Source organism: Caloramator sp. E03, from assembly GCF_006016075.1.
Classification (GTDB): Bacteria; Bacillota; Clostridia; order Clostridiales; family Caloramatoraceae; genus Caloramator_B.
Window position 1 is genome coordinate 1,777,501 of sequence record NZ_CP040093.1, and the last position, 20,383, is coordinate 1,797,883.

Annotated in this window: 15 protein-coding genes, 1 tRNA gene and 2 rRNA genes (1 of these 18 cut by a window edge); 12 read left to right on the forward strand and 6 right to left on the reverse strand. The window is 33.7% G+C overall.

Translation table 11 applies throughout. The features are described 5' to 3' along the window. From FDN13_RS08760 to FDN13_RS08770, 3 genes are all read left to right on the forward strand, one after another. Window positions 1-1,672 (forward strand): 23S ribosomal RNA (locus tag FDN13_RS08760); it begins 1,256 nt to the left of the window's first position. Between the two features lie 234 nt (window positions 1,673-1,906). Beyond that, a 5S ribosomal RNA gene (gene rrf / locus FDN13_RS08765) occupies window positions 1,907-2,023 on the forward strand. 9 nt (window positions 2,024-2,032) lie between these two features. Then, window positions 2,033-2,107, forward strand: a tRNA-Asn gene (locus FDN13_RS08770). A gap of 50 nt (window positions 2,108-2,157) precedes the next feature. Here the strand turns inward: FDN13_RS08770 and FDN13_RS08775 are convergent. Further along, complete coding sequence (locus tag FDN13_RS08775) at window positions 2,158-3,300, reverse strand: iron-containing alcohol dehydrogenase (RefSeq protein ID WP_138979845.1); 1,143 nt, start codon at window positions 3,298-3,300, stop codon at window positions 2,158-2,160. Window positions 3,301-3,525: 225 nt separating this feature from the next. Here FDN13_RS08775 and FDN13_RS08780 point away from each other — a divergent pair, with 225 nt between their 5' ends. Beyond that, window positions 3,526-4,929: an aspartate aminotransferase family protein gene (locus FDN13_RS08780; protein WP_138979846.1), complete on the forward strand. Its 1,404-nt coding sequence runs from the start codon at window positions 3,526-3,528 to the stop codon at window positions 4,927-4,929. Window positions 4,930-5,000: 71 nt separating this feature from the next. Here the strand turns inward: FDN13_RS08780 and FDN13_RS08785 are convergent, their stop codons facing one another. Next, window positions 5,001-5,615, reverse strand: a complete 615-nt coding sequence (locus tag FDN13_RS08785; RefSeq protein ID WP_138979847.1) for a DNA-3-methyladenine glycosylase — start codon at window positions 5,613-5,615, stop codon at window positions 5,001-5,003. Between the two features lie 385 nt (window positions 5,616-6,000). On the opposite strand from FDN13_RS08785, the gene FDN13_RS08790 reads away from it, so the two are divergent. From FDN13_RS08790 to FDN13_RS08825, 8 genes are all read left to right on the forward strand, one after another. Next, complete coding sequence (locus FDN13_RS08790) at window positions 6,001-7,200, forward strand: iron-containing alcohol dehydrogenase (RefSeq protein ID WP_138979848.1); 1,200 nt, start codon at window positions 6,001-6,003, stop codon at window positions 7,198-7,200. 288 nt (window positions 7,201-7,488) lie between these two features. Further along, the gene (locus FDN13_RS08795) at window positions 7,489-10,866 is read left to right on the forward strand and encodes a ribonucleotide reductase N-terminal alpha domain-containing protein (protein WP_138979849.1); all 3,378 of its coding nucleotides are present in this window, start codon (window positions 7,489-7,491) and stop codon (window positions 10,864-10,866) included. A gap of 212 nt (window positions 10,867-11,078) precedes the next feature. Next, window positions 11,079-11,984 carry a PstS family phosphate ABC transporter substrate-binding protein gene (locus FDN13_RS08800; protein ID WP_138979850.1) on the forward strand — a complete coding sequence of 302 codons (906 nt, stop codon included), beginning with the start codon at window positions 11,079-11,081 and terminating at the stop codon, window positions 11,982-11,984. 55 nt (window positions 11,985-12,039) lie between these two features. Continuing rightward, window positions 12,040-12,945 (forward strand): phosphate ABC transporter permease subunit PstC, encoded by a 906-nt coding sequence (pstC, locus tag FDN13_RS08805; RefSeq protein ID WP_138979851.1) that lies wholly within the window; start codon window positions 12,040-12,042, stop codon window positions 12,943-12,945. Continuing rightward, window positions 12,945-13,844, forward strand: a complete 900-nt coding sequence (pstA, locus tag FDN13_RS08810; protein ID WP_138979852.1) for a phosphate ABC transporter permease PstA — start codon at window positions 12,945-12,947, stop codon at window positions 13,842-13,844. The genes pstC and pstA overlap by 1 nt, the downstream gene beginning before the upstream one ends. Window positions 13,845-13,856: 12 nt before the next feature. Beyond that, the gene (pstB, locus tag FDN13_RS08815) at window positions 13,857-14,612 is read left to right on the forward strand and encodes a phosphate ABC transporter ATP-binding protein PstB (RefSeq protein WP_138979853.1); all 756 of its coding nucleotides are present in this window, start codon (window positions 13,857-13,859) and stop codon (window positions 14,610-14,612) included. Between the two features lie 12 nt (window positions 14,613-14,624). Next, on the forward strand, window positions 14,625-15,275 hold the full coding sequence (phoU, locus tag FDN13_RS08820; protein ID WP_168190122.1) for a phosphate signaling complex protein PhoU: 651 nt from the start codon (window positions 14,625-14,627) through the stop codon (window positions 15,273-15,275). 155 nt (window positions 15,276-15,430) lie between these two features. Further along, on the forward strand, window positions 15,431-16,609 hold the full coding sequence (locus FDN13_RS08825; RefSeq protein ID WP_138979026.1) for an ISL3 family transposase: 1,179 nt from the start codon (window positions 15,431-15,433) through the stop codon (window positions 16,607-16,609). A 190-nt stretch (window positions 16,610-16,799) separates the two neighbouring features. Here the strand turns inward: FDN13_RS08825 and FDN13_RS08830 are convergent, their stop codons facing one another. Genes FDN13_RS08830 through FDN13_RS08845 form a run of 4 tightly spaced genes read right to left on the reverse strand, consistent with a single transcriptional unit; the run spans window position 16,800 to window position 20,205 of the window. Next, complete coding sequence (locus tag FDN13_RS08830; protein ID WP_138979855.1) at window positions 16,800-18,188, reverse strand: glycoside hydrolase family 1 protein; 1,389 nt, start codon at window positions 18,186-18,188, stop codon at window positions 16,800-16,802. Window positions 18,189-18,199: 11 nt separating this feature from the next. Continuing rightward, window positions 18,200-18,508 (reverse strand): PTS lactose/cellobiose transporter subunit IIA, encoded by a 309-nt coding sequence (locus tag FDN13_RS08835; RefSeq protein ID WP_138979856.1) that lies wholly within the window; start codon window positions 18,506-18,508, stop codon window positions 18,200-18,202. A 42-nt stretch (window positions 18,509-18,550) separates the two neighbouring features. Next, entirely contained in the window at window positions 18,551-19,882 is a 1,332-nt protein-coding gene (celB, locus tag FDN13_RS08840; RefSeq protein ID WP_138979857.1) for a PTS cellobiose transporter subunit IIC, read from the reverse strand. 17 nt (window positions 19,883-19,899) lie between these two features. Continuing rightward, window positions 19,900-20,205, reverse strand: coding sequence for a PTS sugar transporter subunit IIB (locus FDN13_RS08845; RefSeq protein ID WP_138979858.1), 306 nt, complete (start codon window positions 20,203-20,205; stop codon window positions 19,900-19,902). Window positions 20,206-20,383: the final 178 nt, after the last annotated feature.

A 20,383-nucleotide genomic window follows, 5' to 3' on the forward strand; every position in this document is an offset into this window, starting at 1 on the left:
GTGGACTGCATACAAGTGAGAATGCTGGCATAAGTAGCGAGAAATAGGTGAGAATCCTATTCGTCGAAAGCCTAAGGTTTCCTCAGGAAGGTTCGTCCGCTGAGGGTTAGTCGGGACCTAAGCCGAGGCCGAAAGGCGTAGGTGATGGACAATCGGTTGATATTCCGATACCACCATAGACCGTTATTAGAGATGGGGTGACGCAGGAGGATAGGCTGAGCGCATTTTTGGCTAAGTGCGTCCAAGGGCTGAGTCAGACTTTCAAGGCAAATCCGGGAAGTTAATGACAGGGCTTGATGGGGAGCCCGTAAGGGTGAAGCAGCTGATTTCACACTGCCAAGAAAAGCCTCTATCGAGGGATGTGGTGCCCGTACCGCAAACCGACACAGGTAGGTGAGGAGAGAATCCTAAGACGAGCGAGAGAACCCTTGTTAAGGAACTCGGCAAATTGACCCCGTAACTTCGGGAGAAGGGGTGCTCTAGAGATAGAGCCGCAGAGAATAGGCCCAGGCAACTGTTTAGCAAAAACACAGGTCTCTGCTAAATCGCAAGATGATGTATAGGGGCTGACGCCTGCCCGGTGCTGGAAGGTTAAGGGGAAAGGTTAGGACCCACCCACAAAAACTTTGTTTTTGTGGGGACCCGGGTGCGAAGCTTTGAACCGAAGCCCCAGTAAACGGCGGCCGTAACTATAACGGTCCTAAGGTAGCGAAATTCCTTGTCGGGTAAGTTCCGACCCGCACGAATGGCGTAATGACCTGGGCACTGTCTCAACAAGGGACTCGGCGAAATTGTAGTACCGGTGAAGATGCCGGTTACCCGCGATTGGACGGAAAGACCCCGTAGAGCTTTACTGTAGCTTAGCATTGAGTTTCGGTATTGTCTGTACAGGATAGGTGGGAGACAGAGAAGGCAGGGCGTCAGCTTTGCTGGAGTCGACCTTGGGATACCACCCTGATGATACTGAAGCTCTAACCGGAGGCTTTGAATCAAGTCACGGGACATTGTTAGGTGGGCAGTTTGACTGGGGCGGTCGCCTCCTAAAGAGTAACGGAGGCGCCCAAAGGTTCCCTCAGTGCGGTTGGAAATCGCGCGGAGAGTGCAAAGGCAGAAGGGAGCTTCACTGTGAGAGAGACATCTCGAGCAGGGACGAAAGTCGGGCTTAGTGATCCGGTGGTACCGAGTGGAAGGGCCATCGCTCAACGGATAAAAGCTACCTCGGGGATAACAGGCTGATCTCCCCCAAGAGTCCACATCGACGGGGAGGTTTGGCACCTCGATGTCGGCTCGTCGCATCCTGGGGCTGAAGTAGGTCCCAAGGGTTGGGCTGTTCGCCCATTAAAGCGGCACGCGAGCTGGGTTCAGAACGTCGTGAGACAGTTCGGTCCCTATCCGTCGCGGGCGTAGGAAATTTGAGAGGAGCTGTCCTTAGTACGAGAGGACCGGGATGGACGAACCTCTGGTGCACCAGTTGTTCCGCCAGGAGCACAGCTGGGTAGCCATGTTCGGAAGGGATAAGCGCTGAAGGCATCTAAGCGCGAAGCCCACCTCAAGATGAGATTTCCCACCGTAAGGGTAAGACCCCTTGAAGAACACAAGGTTGATAGGCCAAAGGTGTAAGCGCCGTGAGGCGTTCAGCTGATTGGTACTAATAGGTCGAGGGCTTGATCAATAATTTGCTGTGCAGTTTTGAAAAAACTACATTAAGTAGTTGAGATTTTTAATATTTTACGACGAAGCATTATGATTTATTCGTATTAGTTCTTGCCGAGTCTGACGCAGAAAATTTTAGAACTTTTGCTTGTTTGAGAGAAGCGAGTTTTCAAAAGTTCTTAATTTTCAAGGAAGCGAGGCTTAGAACTAAAGAAGAAATCATATAGCAAGGAGAAAAATATTAAAAATAATATCTGGTGGTTAGGCATCCGGGGTAACACCCGTTCCCATTCCGAACACGAAGGTTAAGCCCGGGTGCGCCGATGATACTAAGCTGGAGACGGCTTGGAAAAGTAGGTGTCTGCCAGATTGTTAATGTTCCATGGTAGCTCAATGGTGGAGCATCCGGCTGTTAACCGGAGGGTTGGAGGTTCGAGTCCTCTCCATGGAGCCATTTTTATTTTTTGATATTTTAAGCCTAAGACTAAGTCTTAGGCTTTTTAACTATTCATATTTTTTGCCATAATAAATTGCATACAATATTTTTTTCATTTCATTCTCTGTTATTTCTATAGGATTTACTTTTGTAGAACCTTTCAAAGAATTTTCTAAAAGCTCACTAAAATTATTTGAAAAATCTTTTTCTGAAAGACCTATGTCTTTGAATGAGGATGGGATGTTAAGTTTTTTATTTAAAGTTATAACTGCTTCAATAAAATCTGTTGCATCAATAAGTTTTGATAAATAGTTTAGTCTTCTTTTTACTTCTTTATCCCTTGAATTATATCTTAGTACATAAGGAAGAGCTACTGCATTTAAAAGTCCGTGTGAAAAATCAAACTTACCACCAAAAGCATGGGATATTCCATGGGCCATTCCAAGACCAACATTAGAAAAGGCGCTTCCAGCCATTGTGCTGTATATATGTACTTTTTCTCTGCTTTCCAAATCTCCTTTTTCGTAAGATGATGGAAGATAATTGAACAATCCTTTAATGGCTCCTTCTGCTAAAGCTTCAGAATAGGGGTTAATATTTTTGTTAATATAACACTCAACAGCATGTGTTAGAGCATCCATTCCTGTTTCGGCAACTAAGTATTTTGGCATTGAAAGGGTTAAACTTGAATCAAGTATAGCAATGTCGGGGATAAAGGCATCACATTTTAAACCGATTTTTAAATTTATATTATTATATGTTATTACCGAAGCCCTTGTAACCTCTGCAGCTGTTCCTGAAGTTGAGGGGATTGCAATTAGCTTTATATTCTTTCTTTCTTTTGGCAAATTAAGCCTGTTAGGATTTTTAATATCTAATTCGTTATATTCGTAGAATACCGAGAGAGCCTTTGCAATATCTATGGAAGATCCTCCACCTATTCCTATCACAGTATCTGGTTTAAATTTCTTCATAATTTCTAATCCTTTTAATACATATTCAAAAGAGGGATTTTTTTTAATATCGCTGAATATGTAAATTTCAGCTTTTTTTGTTTTTAATATGTTTGATAGTCTGTCTATTGCACCAATTTTAAACATGGAATTTCCGCCAGTTACAATAAATGCTTTTTTTATATCAATATTTTCTATATAGTTTAATGAGTCTTTTCCAATAATTATAGAATTTCCATGGAGTTTTAACTCTTTCATAACTTTAAGCCTCCTTTACAGTACTTTTTAATTTAATTATAACATAAAGAAATAATTGTTAAGAATTAGCATTTAATAAAAAGAAAAAAATCACAAATTAAATTACATATAATTGAAAATATTAGAATATATTGGTATAATATATTTGCACACAATGTGCACAATAGGATTGATTTGTATTGTAATAGTTTTTAAATTATAGTTGATTAAGTTAGGAGGATTGTTATGGAAGTTAAGGAAAAGATTAATTACTTTGTAACGGTTGATGATGCATTGAATTTTAATCGTGAAAATGTAAGGGAAAATTATAGGGAATATATAAGTTCAAGTGTTGTTCAGCTTATGGGACTTTTAGATTTTGATAAACATTTTGTTAAGGCAGAGGGTACAAAAGTATATGATGAGGATGGAAATGAATACATAGATCTTCTTGGAGGATATGGTGCGTTAAATGTTGGACATAATAATAAAGAGATTCTTGAAGAAATTAAAAAGGTAATCGGTCTTCCAAATATTCTTCAAGCTTCTATATACAATTTTGCAGGAGCATTGGCAAAAGACCTGGCATTAATAACTCCAGGGAATCTTAAAAGAACATTTTACGGGAATAGCGGGGCTGAAGCAGTAGAAGGGGCATTAAAGCTTGCTAAGATTGCCAGTGGAAAAACCAAATTGATTTACTGTAGGAATTCTTTTCATGGTAAATCTATGGGAGCACTTTCTGTTACAGGAAGAGAAAAATATCAAAATCCGTTTAAGCCATTAGTTCCAGACTGCTACGAGGTACCTTATGGCGATGCAGATGCCCTTGAAGAAATGATTAAATCACTAAAAGATGTAGCAGCCTTTATAGTAGAACCTATTCAGGGGGAAGGAGGGATAAATGTTCCTCCAAAGGGTTATCTTAAAAGGGTAAGAGAAATATGTACAAAATATGGTGTGTATCTTATAGCAGATGAGATTCAAACAGGATTTGGAAGGACAGGCTATATGTTTGCTTGTGAGGCTGAGGATATTGTACCAGATATAATGTGTTTTGCTAAATCAATCGGTGGAGGAATAATACCTATTGGAGGATATATTACGACGGATGAAATATGGAAAAAAGCCTATGGAAAAATAGAAAAGGCATTTCTACATACATCAACCTTTGGAGGCAATACAATAGCTTGTGCTGCGGGAATAGCTTCAATTAAATATATAATAGAAAATGATCTTCCAGGTAAGGCAAAGGAAAAGGGAGAATATTTCTTGTTAAAGCTTATGAATTTAAAGGAAAAGTATCCTGTTATAAAGGATGTAAGAGGAAGGGGACTTATGATAGGAATTGAATTTGAGGAGCCAAAAGGAGTTTTAAATTCAATTACAGCAGGGAAGCTTTCCGAGCTTTCCAATGAATATTTTGCATCTCTTGTTGCTGGAAAGCTTATGAATGAGCATAGAATAATTACAGCATATACTCTTAATAATCCAAACGTTATAAGGCTTGAACCACCTCTTATTATTTCTTATGAGGAAATAGATAAAGTAATTTTTGCACTTGAAAGTATATTTGAAAAAAATAAGAGCTTTTTAGGTATAGGTTTAGATAGTGGGAAGCAGATTTTAAAATCTATGTTTAAAAAATAAAATAATATTTAAAGATATCATAATATAAAAAGCCCTCATGGTTTAATTCATAAGGGCTTTTTATATTATGATCATTTACTAGGTTTAGAAACAAATTTATTTCCAACTATATAAAATCTCCATAGAAAATCCTTAGCTTCCTCTGCATAATCAATATTTATTCGTTTTGCTTCTTTTATTTCAAAGTTGGTAATCCCTTCAGCAATATAAAAATTGTTGCTACAAATATCTTCACCATTGTTTGATTTATCAATTTTAAATGCACTACAAAGTTTTGAAGGACCGTTTGTAAGGTTAATAATTTCTTTTTTATTCAGCTCATTAAAGCTCTTGTTATATCTATTTTTTGCCATATCATCAAGCCCAGATATTGGCTCTACTGCTCTAATTAAAACAGCACAGGGCTTCTCAACTTCTTCGGTTACTATATTTAAACAAAAATTTTTACCATATATCATATATACGTATGCATAACCAGGAGGTCCATACATAGCCTCATTTCTTTCTGTTCTTCTATAGTTATATGAATGAGAAGCTTTGTCATGGGGACCTATATAGGCTTCTGTTTCAACAATCATACCTATTAGCTTTTTACCATTTACGATTTTTACAATATATTTTCCAAGAAGTTCTTTAGCAACAGTCAATGTATCACGATTATAAAAACTTCTATCAAGCATATTCATTATAAGACCTCCATAAATTACAAAATTGTGCCTTTAACATTTATAGTATAAACTAAAAAATTAATTAATTGCTATTTAATTTTTTATATAAATAAATTGTAGTTAATAAATTTTTGTTAATTTAAATACTTTTTGATTTTTAAATATTTTATGAAAAATCAAGCTGTAATAACGAGATAAAGAGAATTATTATAATTATTTAAGCTAAAATATCAATTATTCCTCATAATTGACAGTTGACGATTTATGAAATTATTGACAAAATATTAATAGATAGTTTGTTAAATAACTATCAAATATTATTGCCGTATAAGATACAAATCATCCAATAATTATTGTTAAATTGTTGGATAATAAAAAATAAATAAAGACAAGGGGGATTTCTATGTGGGAATCAAAAATGTTAATTAATGATGTAAGAGAGATAAGATGTAAGACAACAGTATATCTTGGAGTAGGGGCAATTAAGAAAATATTTGATATCTGTGAAGATTTGAAAAGTAGGGGTATCGACAAGGTAGTTGTAATTACAGGTAAAGGAGCTTATGAAAAGACAGGTGCATGGAAGTATGTTACAGATGCCTTTGAAAAAAATGGAATAAAGCATGTATTATATAATAAAGTTACTCCTAACCCAACTGCTGACCAAGTTGATGAAGCAACTAATATGGCAAGGGAATTAGGGGCAAAAGCTGTTATTGGTATCGGTGGAGGAAGTCCAATCGATGCTGCTAAAAGTGTTGCAATACTTTTGGAATATCCGGATAAAAATTGTAGAGATATTTATGAATACAAGTTTGTTCCTTCCAAAGCTGCTCCAATAGTTGCAATTAATTTAACCCATGGAACTGGAACAGAAGCTGATAGATTTGCAGTTGTTAGCATACCAGAAAAGGAATATAAACCAGCAATTGCTTATGATTGTATTTATCCATTATACTCAATAGATGATCCTTCATTGATGACAATGCTCCCAGCTAACCAGACTCTATATGTTTCAGTTGATGCAATAAATCATATAATTGAAGCTGCAACAACTAAAGTAGCAACTCCTTATTCTATATTACTTGCAAAAGAAACATTTAGACTTATTACAAAATATTTACCACAAGCTCTTATGCATCCACAGGATTTAACAGCAAGATATTACTTATTATATGCATCACTTATTGCTGGTATTTCCTTTGATAATGGATTGCTTCACTTTACTCATGCTCTTGAACATCCTTTAAGTGCAGTTAAACCTGAACTTGCTCATGGATTGGGGCTTGGAATGTTACTTCCTGCTGTAATAAAGCATATTTATCCTGCTTGTCCTGAAGTTTTAGCTGATATACTAAATCCAATTGCTCCAGATCTTGTAGGTGTACCAGGAGAAGCAGAATACGCAGCTGAATTAATGGAAACATGGTTAAGACAAGTTGGACTTATTGAAAAGTTACAAGATCTTGGATTTACAGAAAATGATGTTGAAAAATTAGCAAATCTTGCATTAAGTACTCCAAGTCTTGACTTACTATTAAGTATGGCTCCAATTCCAGCAACAAAAGAAACAATAAAACAAATATATACTGATTCATTATAATAAATATGTAGCGTATAATGTTTAAAAATAATGAATGTACATTGATGAGGAATTTGCAAAATATTAGAAAAATAGACTATATAAGGAAATTTAAAAATCCCATTATACTGAATAAGTATTATGGGATTTTTTGTTTTCAATAATATAAACAAGAAATATTGAGCAAGAGAGAGAAATTATTCTCTAAGTATTATTTTTGTTGTTTGAAGTAATGAATCATGAATGATACAATATGTTGTATAATATAATATATATACATACAAAATGTTGATAGAGAGGAGCGAATATATGGAGCTTAGCGAAAATGCATTAAAAGTTTTAAATAAAAGGTACCTAGCAAAGGATGAAAAGGGAAATATAATAGAAACTCCTGAGGAGATGTTTAAAAGGGTTGCAAAAGCTGTTGCAAAGGCAGATGAAATATATGATAAAGATGCTGATGTTATTGCTACAGAAAAAAAGTTCTATGATTTAATGACTTCATTAAGGTTTATTCCTAATTCCCCAACCCTTATGAATGCAGGGCGTCCTTTGGGGCAGCTCTCTGCCTGTTTTGTTCTTCCAATTGAGGATTCGATGGATGGTATATTTGATTCGGTTAAAAACGCAGCACTTATACATAAATCAGGAGGGGGAACGGGTTTTAGCTTTTCAAGGCTAAGGCCTAAAGGCTCAACTGTTAAAACAACAGGAGGAGTAGCTTCAGGTCCTGTTAGCTTTTTAAAGGTATTTAATTCTGCAACGGAGGCTGTAAAGCAGGGGGGCACAAGAAGAGGGGCAAATATGGCAATACTTCGTGTTGACCATCCAGATATTTTAGAGTTTATAAAATGCAAAGAGGATAATAGTGAGATAACAAATTTTAATATTAGCATTGGAATTACTGAAAAATTTATGGAAGCTGTTTTTAAAGGTGAGGATTATGAGCTTATAGATCCTCATACTAAAGCTATAGCAGGAAAGCTAAATGCAAAGGAAGTTTTTGATACAATAGTAAAAATGGCTTGGAGAAATGGTGAACCTGGAATAGTTTTTTTAGACAGGATGAACAAAGATAATCCAACTCCAGCTTTAGGAGAAATTGAAAGCACTAATCCCTGTTTTCATCCTGATACTTTAATATCAACAGAGGAAGGGCTTGTAAGGATTGAAGACCTTTATAAAAAGTATGGCAACAATATGTTCAATATTATAACCGACAATAGGGTTATAAAAGATAAAATAAGTCAAAATGTAAAAGATTATTATGAAAATGGTGTAACTTTAAGACCTGCAAAGGTTTACAAAACTGGAATAAAAAAGACTATAGAAATAATCCTTCATAGTGGTCAAACTTTAAAAGTAACGCCAGAACATAAAATTATGACATCTTTGGGCTGGAAAGAGGCATGTAAGCTCTCAATAGGTGATGAGGTTCTTATCCAATCTTCAAAGGGATTTTTTAAATATGATGATAAAATAGGAGAGGAGCTTGGGCTATTTTTAGGATGGCTCTCAGGAGATGGATGGCTTACATCTGATGAAAAAGTGCTTGGAATGGTTTTTGCTGAATATGAAGAATATATACTTAGAAAGATGCAAAGCATTGCATTAAAGTATGGTGCTGGTGAAGGAATAATAAATAAGCGTGAGAATGGAACATGGCAGATTTTATTTAAACGAAAGGAATTTGTAAATGCTATAAAAAGCTTAGGATTTGAAGCAAAAAAAGCCCATGAAAAGAGAGTACCAAAATCAATATTTACAGCTTCAAAAAATACTGTTGCAGCATACATAAATGGACTTTTCAGTTCCGATGGAACGGTTAATTTTGTTGACGATAATCATAGAGATATAAGGCTTAGCTCTACTTCAATAGAGCTTTTAAGGGATGTACAGTTACTACTTTTAAATTTAGGTATTTATTCAAATATATATAATAGAACAAAATCCCACCCATCAAATTTTGAATATATAACAAAGGATGGAGAAAAGAGAGTTTATGAAAGCAAGGAATATTATGAGCTAATAATTACACGCAACAATATATGTTCCTTCTGTGAGGAAATGAAGGATTTAATACAGAAAGAAAAAAATGAGAAACTAATTAGTATAAATAGACCTTCAAGAAAAAATACTTACTATACTACAAAAGTAGAAGAGATTAAAGAATCTGAAACTATTGAGGTTTATGATATAAATGAACCGGTTACGAATTCTCTTGTAGCAAATGGGGTTGTTGTTCATAATTGTGGTGAGCAGCCTCTGCTGCCCTATGAAAGCTGCAACCTTGGTTCTATAAACCTTGTTAAAATGCTTAAACTAAAAGATGGAAAATATGAGGTTGATTATGAACTTCTTGAAAAAACTATTCATGATGCTGTTCATTTTCTTGATAATGTTATTGATATAAATAAATATCCTCTACCTGAAATAGAAAAAAGAACAAAGCTTACAAGAAAGATTGGACTTGGGGTTATGGGATTTGCTGATATGCTTATAATGCTTAAAATACCTTATAATTCTCAGGAGGCTGTAGATTTTGCAGATAAATTGATGGGTTTTATAGATGAAAAATCAAAAGATGCAAGCAGGCAGCTTGCAGAAAAAAGAGGTGCCTTTCCAGCCTTTTATGATAGCATATATAAAGATGAAAAGCCCATAAGAAATGCTACAACAACAACTATAGCACCAACAGGCACAATCAGCATAATAGCAGGGGTTTCATCGGGCATTGAGCCTTTATTTGCAGTTGCCTTTGTAAGAAATGTTATGGATAACGATAAACTAACTGAGGTTCATCCATATTTTGAAAAGATAATAAAATATAGAGGCATTTACTCTAAGGAACTCATGCTAAAGGTTGCAGAGCATGGCACTCCATCTCATATTAAAGAAATACCTGAGGATATAAAAAGGATATTTGTAACTGCTCATGATGTAAGCCCTATATGGCATATAAGGATGCAGGCGGCCTTTCAAAAGCATACAGATAATGCAGTTTCAAAGACAGTAAACTTTAAAAATGAAGCAACAGTTGAAGATGTAAGGCAGGTCTATATACTTGCATACAAACTTGGATGCAAAGGGGTTACTATATATAGAGATGGAAGCAGGGAAGGCCAGGTTTTAAATGTTGGTACTAAGGATTTGAATAAAGATGCGGAAAAGGAAAAATCAGCTCCAAGACAAAGGCCTCAGATAACAAGAGGAATTACAGAAAAGGTTAGGGTAGGCTGTGGCAATCTTTATATAACTGTTAATTATGACGATAATGGAATTTGTGAGGTATTTACTAACGTTGGCAAAGCAGGAGGATGTCCTTCCCAATCGGAAGCTACGGCAAGGCTAATATCTATAGCCCTTAGAAGTGGTATGAGCCCATTGGAGATTATAGAGCAGCTAAAGGGAATAAGATGTCATTCAACTTTAAGGCAAAGGGCTAATAATAGTGATATCAAGGTTTTATCCTGCCCTGATGCAATTGCAAGGACAATAGAGAAACTTATGAATTTAAATCAAACGGAAAAAGAAATAGATTTGGATGAGACAACAGATTTAGCTGAACTAATACCACGAATGGATACAAAAGTTGAAAAGATAAGCTGCCCTGAGTGTGGAAACAGCATTACCCATCAGGATGGGTGTGTAATATGCCCTAATTGCGGCTATTCAAAATGTGGTTAATATTTTAAAAGGAAAAGGTAAAGAGTTTTAATATCTCTTTACCTTTTATATTTGCAATTATAATATTTAGGAATTTTTTAAAATTATTAAAGGCAAAATAATATATATGAATGTTAAGTTACAATTAACATTGACTTAACCAAAACGTGCAGGAACATAACATTTATTGAAAATATAATTAAGATGTAAAGATAAATGAAAGGAGAAAAAATATGAATAAAATTAAAGGATTAATTCTTGTGCTATTAGTATCTATTCTTACATTATCAACTGTATCCTGCAGTAAAAAAACAGCGTCTCTTTCAGGTACTATCAAGATTGATGGTTCAAGTACAGTAGGGCCTATAACTCAGGCAGTTGCAGAGGAATTTAAAAAAGTTAATAAGGATGTTGAAATAGCGGTTGGAATATCAGGTACTGGCGGAGGATTTAAAAAGTTTGTAGTTGGAGAAACAGATATTAACGATGCCTCAAGACCAGTAAAAAGGGAAGAAATAGATAAAGCAAAAGAAAATAATATAGAGATGACGGAATTTGAAGTTGCAAAGGACGGAATTGCAGTAGTTGTAAACAAGGAAAATACATGGGTTTCAGATATAACAGTTGAGCAGCTTAAAAAGATCTGGTCAAAGGATTCAACAGTAAAGACTTGGAAGGATGTTGACCCATCATGGCCAGATATTCCAATAAAGCTCTATGGACCAGGAACAGATTCAGGTACTTTTGAATATTTTACAGAAGCTATAAATGGTAAAGCCAAGGAGATAAGACCAGATTTTACAGCAAGCGAAGATGACAATGTTTTAGTTCAGGGGGTAGAAGGCGACAAGGGAGCTTTAGGTTACTTTGGACTTGCATACTATGAAGAAAACAAAGATAATCTTAAGATATTAAAGGTTAATGGAGTTGAGCCCAGCCTTGAAACAGTAATGAATGGAACTTACAAACCTCTATCAAGACCACTATATATATATGTAAACAACAAATCCTTAGAAAGAGCAGAAGTTAAGGAATTTGTAAAGTTCTATCTAACAAAGGCAAAGGACCTTGTAAAGGAAGTTGGATACATTCCTCTTCAAGATTCAAAATATCAGGAGCAATTAAGCAAGATAAAGTAGCAATAGGGCACCATTAAGGTGCCTTGTGCACTTTAAAAGTTTAAGGGGGATTATAATGAAGAAAATCCTATTTGAAAGCAAATCAAAGATGCAGAAAAATGAAAGAGTTATAAATAAGATTCTGATAATACTTGGTGTTATATCTATATTAACAACTATAGGCATAATTTTATCCTTAGCTGAAGAAACTATACAATTTTTCAGGAGCGTCTCTATCGTTGAATTTTTTACAAGCACAAAATGGACTCCTATGTTTGAACCTGCAAACTATGGGGTGCTTCCTCTTGTTATGGGAACATTTTTAATAGTGATTTTTTCTTCTGTTATTTCAATACCTATTGGACTTGGAAGTGCTATTTATTTAAGCGAATATGCACCAAAAAAAGTCAGAAAAATATTAAAACCTGTACTTGAAATACTTGCAGGAATACCTTCGATTGTTTATGGATATTTTGCATTAACATCAATAACTCCTCTTATAAGGAGCATATTCCCTAATGCAAGCGTATTTAATGCATTAAGTGCAGGAATAGCTGTTGGCATAATGACTATACCTATGGTTTCATCATTGAGTGAGGATGCTATGATGGCTGTGCCAGATTCGTTAAGGCTTGGTGCCTATGCCTTAGGCTCTACTAAATTTGAAGTTGCTACTAAAATAGTGGTTCCTGCTGCCTTTTCAGGTATTGCTGCATCATTTATACTTGCAATTTCAAGAGCTATTGGGGAGACTATGATAGTTGCAATGGCTGCTGGTTCAACACCAAAGTTAACCTTAAATCCACTTGAAAGTATACAGACGATGACAGGGTATATTGTTCAAATAAGTCTTGGAGATGTTCCAGCAGGTTCTATAGGTTATAAAACTATATTTGCAGTAGGTACATTGCTGTTTTTCATTACATTAATATTAAATATATTATCAAGAAATATAGTAAGAAAATACAGGAGGGCATATTGATGAGCGTGTTAAGGGAAGATTTAGTAAGGCTTATTGATAATCCTGTAAGCCTTCAAAGGAGAAAAATAAAAAATAAATTTTTTCATGTAGTGCTCTTTCTTTGTACAATATTTGGAGTTGTTGTACTTGCCTTCCTTTTATATGATATATTGAAAAAAGGATTGCCTTGGCTGTCAGTAGATTTTATTAAGAATTTCCCATCAAGATTTCCTAAAAAATCAGGAATTTATCCCGCGCTTTTAGGAAGCCTTATGCTGATACTTTTAACTACTGTTATAGCTTTCCCTATAGGAGTGGGGACTGCTATATATCTTGAAGAATACGCAGGAAATAATAGATTTACAGAGCTTATAAAGCTTAATATTGCCAATCTTGCAGGAGTTCCTTCCATTATTTATGGTATGCTTGGGCTGGCGGTATTTGTAAGGGCCCTTGGAATGGGAAGAAGCATTTTAGCCGGTTCTTTTACAATGGCACTTCTTATTCTTCCTATAATAATTATATCATCTCAGGAAGCTATAAGAAGTGTTCCGGGGATTTTAAAGCAGGCATCCTATGCCCTTGGAACAACTAAATGGCAGACTGTAACTGGGGTTATTCTTCCTTATGCAATACCAGGAATTTTAACTGGAACTATACTTGCTGTATCAAGAGCCCTTGGGGAAGCTGCACCTTTAATAGTGGTTGGAGCATTATCCTATGTTTCCTTTGCTCCAAGTTCGGTAATGGATTCCTTCACGACGCTTCCAATACAGATATTCAACTGGGCAAGCATGCCAAAAAAAGAGTTTCAAAATGTAGCTGCTGCAGGTATTATCGTGCTTCTTATAATTTTATTAGCTGTAAATGCTATTGCTATTATACTTAGAGATAAATATCAGATAAGAATGAAGGATTGAGGGGGGAGCTTAATGGAGACAAAAATTAAAGTAGAAAACTTGAATTTTTATTATGGTAATAACAGAGCACTTTCTAACATAAATATGGAGATATATAAAAATAAAATAACTGCGTTTATAGGGCCTTCTGGATGCGGTAAATCGACATTTTTAAGGACTATAAATAGAATGAATGAGTTTATAGAAAATACGAGGGTTGAAGGCAAGATACTAATAGATGATGAAGATATATATTCAAAAAAAGTTGATCCTGTTGAGCTGAGAAGAAGAGTTGGTATGGTATTTCAAAGGCCTAACCCTTTTCCAAAGACAATATATGAAAACATAGTTTATGGACTAAAGAAAAATGGAGTTAAAAATAAAGAAATATTGGACGAAGTAGTATATGGTACTTTAAAGGCTGTTGCGCTTTATGATGAAGTAAAAGATAAAATATATAAGTCTGCTTTAGAGCTATCGGGTGGTCAGCAGCAAAGGCTCTGTATTGCAAGGGCAATTGCAATGCAGCCAGACATTATACTATTTGATGAACCAACTTCAGCTCTTGATCCTATATCTACAATGAAAATTGAAGAATTATTGTTAAATTTAAAAAATGATTATACCATAATTATAGTAACACACTCAATGCAGCAGGCAGCAAGGATATCAGATTATACAGCCTTTTTCCTAAGTGGGGAGGTTGTTGAATTAGATGAAACTAATAAGATATTTTCAAATCCAAGAGACAAGAGAACTGAGGATTATATTACAGGGAGATTCGGATAAGGTGGTGTTATAATGAGAGAACATTTTATACAAAAAATTGAAGATGTTAAACATGATATTTTAAGAATGGGTGGAATGGTAGAAAGTATAATAAATGATTCTGTAAATGCACTAAAAGAACAAAATATTGATGCAGCTAAAAAGATATATTTAGATGATGATAAAATAGATGCCATTGAACTTGAAATTGAAAACAAATGTATTAGCCTTCTTGCTCTTCAGCAGCCTATGGCAAAGGATTTAAGAACTATTACAACAGCTCTTAGAATAATAATAGATCTTGAAAGAATGGGAGACCATGCAGTAAATATTGCAAAAATTACTATGGAGATAGGTAAAGAGCCTTTTATAAAGCCTCTTGTAGATATACCTAAGATGGCTGAAATTACTCAAGAAATGGTAAAATTAAGCCTTGATTCATTTGTTAATGAAGATATAAATCTTGCTAAAAAGGTTGCACAGATGGACCAACAGGTAGATGATCTTTATGAAATAGTAATTAGGGATTTGCTAAATATAATTTCATCTAACAATTCAGCAATAAATCAGGTAGCAAAGCTTATGTTTGTTGGAAGGTTTTTAGAAAGGATAGCAGATCATACTACTAATATTTGTGAGAGAATTATATATATGGTGACAGGAGAACTTGAAGAGATAAATTAAGATGTTTTTAAGGCTATATGAAATTTAAGGTTCTATAATATATGTTGGGGCGTAGCCCCAGCATATTTTTTTACAAAAAAATATGCACCTGTTTTAGATGCCTGGTAAAATTAAATTAACTACAAAAATATTACCTGAAAGGAGGCATCCAACAAGTGCACAATAATTATTTTATCAAAAATTTACTGGGTTTTAAAGATGTTATTATAACAAAAGTACTTGATAATGTTTGCTATGAAATTTATTTAGAAATGAAAAAGAAGCCTCATACTTGTCCTCGTTGTAATTCTGAAACTCGTAGAGTTCACGACTATAGAATTCAACGTGTTAAACATCTTCCTTTTTTCTTAAAACCTACGGTTCTTATTATTAAAAAACGTAGGTATCGTTGTAATGTTTGTGGTAAGAGATTCTATGAAAGTATTGAATTTCTTCCTCGATATCATAGAATCACCAATCTTCTATCTCTGTATGTAATTAATGAACTTGCTAATACTTGTAGTATGTCAAGTGTTGCTAAAAAAGTTAACTTATCTGTTGATACTATAAAACGCATTTTCAATAATGTGTCTTATTCTGCTGCTACTACTTTACCTAAAATTATTGCTATTGATGAATTTAAAGGTAATTCTGGTGGTGCTAAATATCATTGTTCTATCGTTGACCCTGTTAATAGAAAAATTATTGATATTATTAAAGATAGACAGTTTCACGTCCTATCGGACTACTTTAAAAAAATTAAAAATCGCGATAGTGTTGAATATTTTATTTGTGATATGTGGCAACCTTATATTGATTTAGCTAAAACTTACTTTAAAAATGCTATTATTGTTATTGATAAATTCCATTATATTAGGCACGCTATGTGGGCTGTAGAAGCAGTTAGAAAACGTGTTCAAAAAGAGCTATCTGTTAAATTAAGAAAATACTTTAAAAGAAGCAAAAAACTTATTCTTAAAAGATTTGACTTACTTGATGAAGATTCAAAGTTCGCATTACAAGTTATGTTTTCTTACAATAGCGATTTAGCTATTGCTCATACCTTAAAAGAAAAACTATTAAAAATAATTGATACTACCTCTTCTTCTAAAGAAGCTCGTACTTTATTAAAGGAATGGATTAAGTTTGCACAAAGTAGCGGCCTTAAAGAATTTGAAAGATGTGCTAATACTTATATCAGGTATTTTAATGAAATAGTGAATTCTTTTGATATACCATATACAAATGCTTGCACTGAAGGCTTTAATAACAAAATTAAAGTTATTAAAAGAAATGCCTTCGGCTTCAAAAACTTTGATAGGTTTAGAAATAGAATTCTTCATTGCTGTAATTAAAGTAAATTATAATACCAAATTTTAGAAAACCAACTCACGTTGGTCTTTTTGTCCTGCAATTTTTGTGGGATACTCTCCCCAATCTAACTTATCTTTCTAAAATAACTCTCAAACAAGATAGGACAGGCATTCTAATCGAATACCCGCCCCAACAATTGACAAAGAGCCTATATTAAAAAATTATAGGTTTTTAAAATCCATTATTTTTTACAACTTCTTTCATCCAATATGCACTCTTTTTAAGTGTTCTTTTTTGAGTTTTTAAGTCAAGTTGAACAAGTCCGTATCTGTTTTTATATGCATTTGTCCATGACCAATTATCGATGAATGTCCATATATGATATCCTTTGACATTACATCCTTCTTGAATTGCTTTATGAAGCCATTTTAAATGTTCTTTAATAAAATCAATTCTATAATCGTCTTCTATTATACCATCCTTTATAAATCTTTCTTCATTTTGCACACCCATACCGTTTTCTGAAATATAAGATTCTATGTTATCGTAATTTTCTTTTAAATTTATTGCAATATCATATATTCCTTTTTCGTATATTTCCCAGCCTCTGTATACATTCATCTTTCTTCCTGGCATTTCATAATTATCAAAGAAATTATCAGGCAGTATTGGTGCTTCTGGATTAGGCATACATGCTTTTGCCTTTACTCTTCTTGGTTGGTAATAATTGATTCCAATGAAGTCTATTTTATTATTCTCAATAAGTTTTTTATCATCCTTTTGAACTTCTGGCAATAAGTTATTTTGCTTTAAAAGTTCAATCAGATCTTTGGGGTACTCTCCTTTAACAACAGGATCAAGAAAGCTTCTATTAAATAATAGATCTGCAATGTAAGCCGCTTTTAAATCTGCTGGATTATTGCTTCTTGAATATGATGGAGTTAAATTGAGAATTATTCCAATTTTACCATTTTTGATATTTAAATTTTTGAACTCTTTAACTGCTCTTTTATGTGCAATAACTGTGTTATAAGCAACTTGTACAGCTCTTTTAAAGTCTACAACATTTGGATAGTGGAAATCATATAAATAACCGCCTTCTACAGGTACAATTGGTTCATTAAATGTAAACCATTTTTTAACTCTATCACCAAACAGTTCAAAGCAGATTTTAGCGTATTTTTCATAGGCATCAACTACTTCACGATTTTCCCATCCACCTATATTTTGAAGTATCATAGGCATATCAAAATGAAATAAATTTATAAAAGGTTCAATATTATTATCAATTAGCTCATTTACTACATTGTTGTAAAATTCTACAGCTTTTTTATTAACTTCACCTATACCATTTGGAATTAATCTTGACCAGGAGATAGAAAATCTAAAAGAATTAAGTCCTATATCTTTCATTAATTTAATATCTTCTTTATATCTATTATAGAAATCAGAGGTAACTTGAGGTCCTACTCCGTCAAAAAATCTGTTAGGTTCATTACTATACCAATAATCCCATATATTTTGTGATTTGCCATCTTTGTCTGATGAACCTTCGGTTTGGGTGGCAGAAGCTGCGCTTCCCCACCAGAACCCTTTTGGGAATTCATATTTTAAAATCAAATTAATTCCTCCTATCTGTTTTTCTTATACAGTTCAACAATTTCTATTGCAAGATCTCTAACTGCCATTGCTGTCATTAAATGATCCTGGGCATGAACTAATAAAATATTTAAAGCTTTTGATTTACCAGAAGCTTCTTCTTGAATTAATTTTGTTTGAAACTCATGAGCCTTACCTAATTCTATAGAAGCTTCTTTAAGTAATTTTTCTGCCATTTCAAAGTTGCCTTTTTTTGCTTCTTGTATTGCTTCCATTGAATTTGATCGACCATTACCTGCGTATAGTATTAGTTCAAATGCTACATTTTCTTTATCTTCCATTTATATTACCTCCATAAGAATTCATGTCAAAAGTATTGATTTTTATTTGCTTAATGAATTATTAGCTTTATTTCCTATTGCACCTTTTTCTGCACTGCTGTATTTTCTATCAAGCATGATTATAAATGGAGTCCATATAACTAAAACAATTAAAAGATTAACAAGTTGCAAAATACCACCAGCAATTGAATTGGTTGCTAAAATTCCACTAAAGAATATAGGTACAGTCCAAGGAACGTCAACTCCAACTGGTGCTGGAACAAGCCCTATTGACATAACAAAGTATGTAAAAGCTGTAACTACCATTGGAGCTAATATCCAAGGTATTAAAACCATAGGGTTTAAAACTATTGGTAAACCAAAGGTTACTGGTTCATTTACATTAAATATTCCGGGAGGGGTTGCAACTTTGCTTATTTCCCTCAACTGTTTGCTCCTTGCAAAAATGATTATTCCAATTAATACTGCAAGTGTCATTCCTGTTCCGCCCATTCCAACTGTAAATGTATCAATAAACTGTTTGTTAACAATATGAGGAAGATGTTTTGCACCAGCTTGATAAGCTTGGAAATTTTCTAATGATAATGCTCTCCAAATTGGGTCCATTACAGAGTTAATGATTATTTGTCCATGTAATCCGAAGAACCAGAATAATTGAGTAAAGAAAATTGCAACAAGTGTTGCTCCTAAACTTGAACCTAATGACATAAGAGGAGCTTGAATCATTTTATATATAAAGTCGTGTATATTTCCCCAAGGTGTAAAAATAAATATTATTCTAACAAGAAGGAAAACAGATAAAGTTATAAATGCTGGAATTAATGAAGAAAAAGAACGGGAAACTGCATCTGGAACTCCTGCAGGCATTTTGATTGTCCAATTTTTTTGAATTACTTTTCTATAAATTTCTGATGCTATAAATGCTGTAATTATTCCAACAAACATTCCTTTAGCACCAAGTCTATCAAGAGGAATAACACCATCTACAACTTCCTTTGCAGTTTTACCATATTGAAGAAATGTTGGCGTTAGAATTATAAATGCTGCAACTGAAACAGCCGAACCATAAATTGGTTCTACTTTATAGTATTTGCACAAACTATAGCCAATTCCGAATACTACAAATAATGTCATTATAGACAAAGTAGAACTAGATGCTGCACCTAATAAGTTTTTAAATTGGTTTAAGCCATTTTCTCCAAGAATTCTATCTAAATATGGTAAGTTTGATATAACAACGAAAATTGAACCAAATATTATCAATGGTAATGTTAGCATAAATCCTTCTCTTAATGCAGTAAGATATTTATTATTGTTTAATTTATCTGCAATTGGCATCAAATGTTTATCTAAAAAGTTCATTATTTTATCCATAATTAACTCCCCTCTTCTTAATTATTAATCATTTCTAATGCCATATTTAAAATTGCTCGTCCGTCACATCTACCATAGTCCATAGGTTTTATTACATCAATTTTAATTCCTAATTCATTAGCTTTAGATTCTAATTTTGATTTTAAAAATCTCATCTGAGGTCCTATCAATAATACATCTGCATTTTTCATTTCTTCTTCTACAACATCTTGAGATACAGCCCATATCTTGCAATCTATTCCTTTTTCTTTTGCAGCCTCTTGCATTTTCTTAACTACTAGTCCTGTTGACATACCTGATGCACAGGCTAATAAAATATTCATTATAATTCCTCCTTTTATTTTTTTATCTATTAATAAAGCAATATACATGCCAATTTTTTAACTTTTAATTTTATTATTTTAAAACAAGTATTTTAGCTATTTTTAATGTTATGAATAATAAATGGGCAGCAATTCAATCTGCCCGTTTATTATACACAATATAATTTCATTATACACA

Excerpts from the sequence above, each read along its gene's own strand:
- FDN13_RS08785 (WP_138979847.1), bottom strand. The coding sequence starts at position 5,615 with ATGAATATGCTTGATAGAAGTTTTTATAATCGTGATACATTGACTGTT.
- FDN13_RS08795 (WP_138979849.1), top strand. The coding sequence starts at position 7,489 with ATGGAGCTTAGCGAAAATGCATTAAAAGTTTTAAATAAAAGGTACCTA.
- FDN13_RS08790 (WP_138979848.1), top strand. The coding sequence starts at position 6,001 with ATGTGGGAATCAAAAATGTTAATTAATGATGTAAGAGAGATAAGATGT.
- pstA (WP_138979852.1), top strand. The coding sequence starts at position 12,945 with ATGAGCGTGTTAAGGGAAGATTTAGTAAGGCTTATTGATAATCCTGTA.
- FDN13_RS08845 (WP_138979858.1), bottom strand. The coding sequence starts at position 20,205 with ATGAATATTTTATTAGCCTGTGCATCAGGTATGTCAACAGGACTAGTA.
- FDN13_RS08780 (WP_138979846.1), top strand. The coding sequence starts at position 3,526 with ATGGAAGTTAAGGAAAAGATTAATTACTTTGTAACGGTTGATGATGCA.
- FDN13_RS08800 (WP_138979850.1), top strand. The coding sequence starts at position 11,079 with ATGAATAAAATTAAAGGATTAATTCTTGTGCTATTAGTATCTATTCTT.
- FDN13_RS08775 (WP_138979845.1), bottom strand. The coding sequence starts at position 3,300 with ATGAAAGAGTTAAAACTCCATGGAAATTCTATAATTATTGGAAAAGAC.
- celB (WP_138979857.1), bottom strand. The coding sequence starts at position 19,882 with ATGGATAAAATAATGAACTTTTTAGATAAACATTTGATGCCAATTGCA.
- pstB (WP_138979853.1), top strand. The coding sequence starts at position 13,857 with ATGGAGACAAAAATTAAAGTAGAAAACTTGAATTTTTATTATGGTAAT.
- pstC (WP_138979851.1), top strand. The coding sequence starts at position 12,040 with ATGAAGAAAATCCTATTTGAAAGCAAATCAAAGATGCAGAAAAATGAA.
- FDN13_RS08835 (WP_138979856.1), bottom strand. The coding sequence starts at position 18,508 with ATGGAAGATAAAGAAAATGTAGCATTTGAACTAATACTATACGCAGGT.
- phoU (WP_168190122.1), top strand. The coding sequence starts at position 14,625 with ATGAGAGAACATTTTATACAAAAAATTGAAGATGTTAAACATGATATT.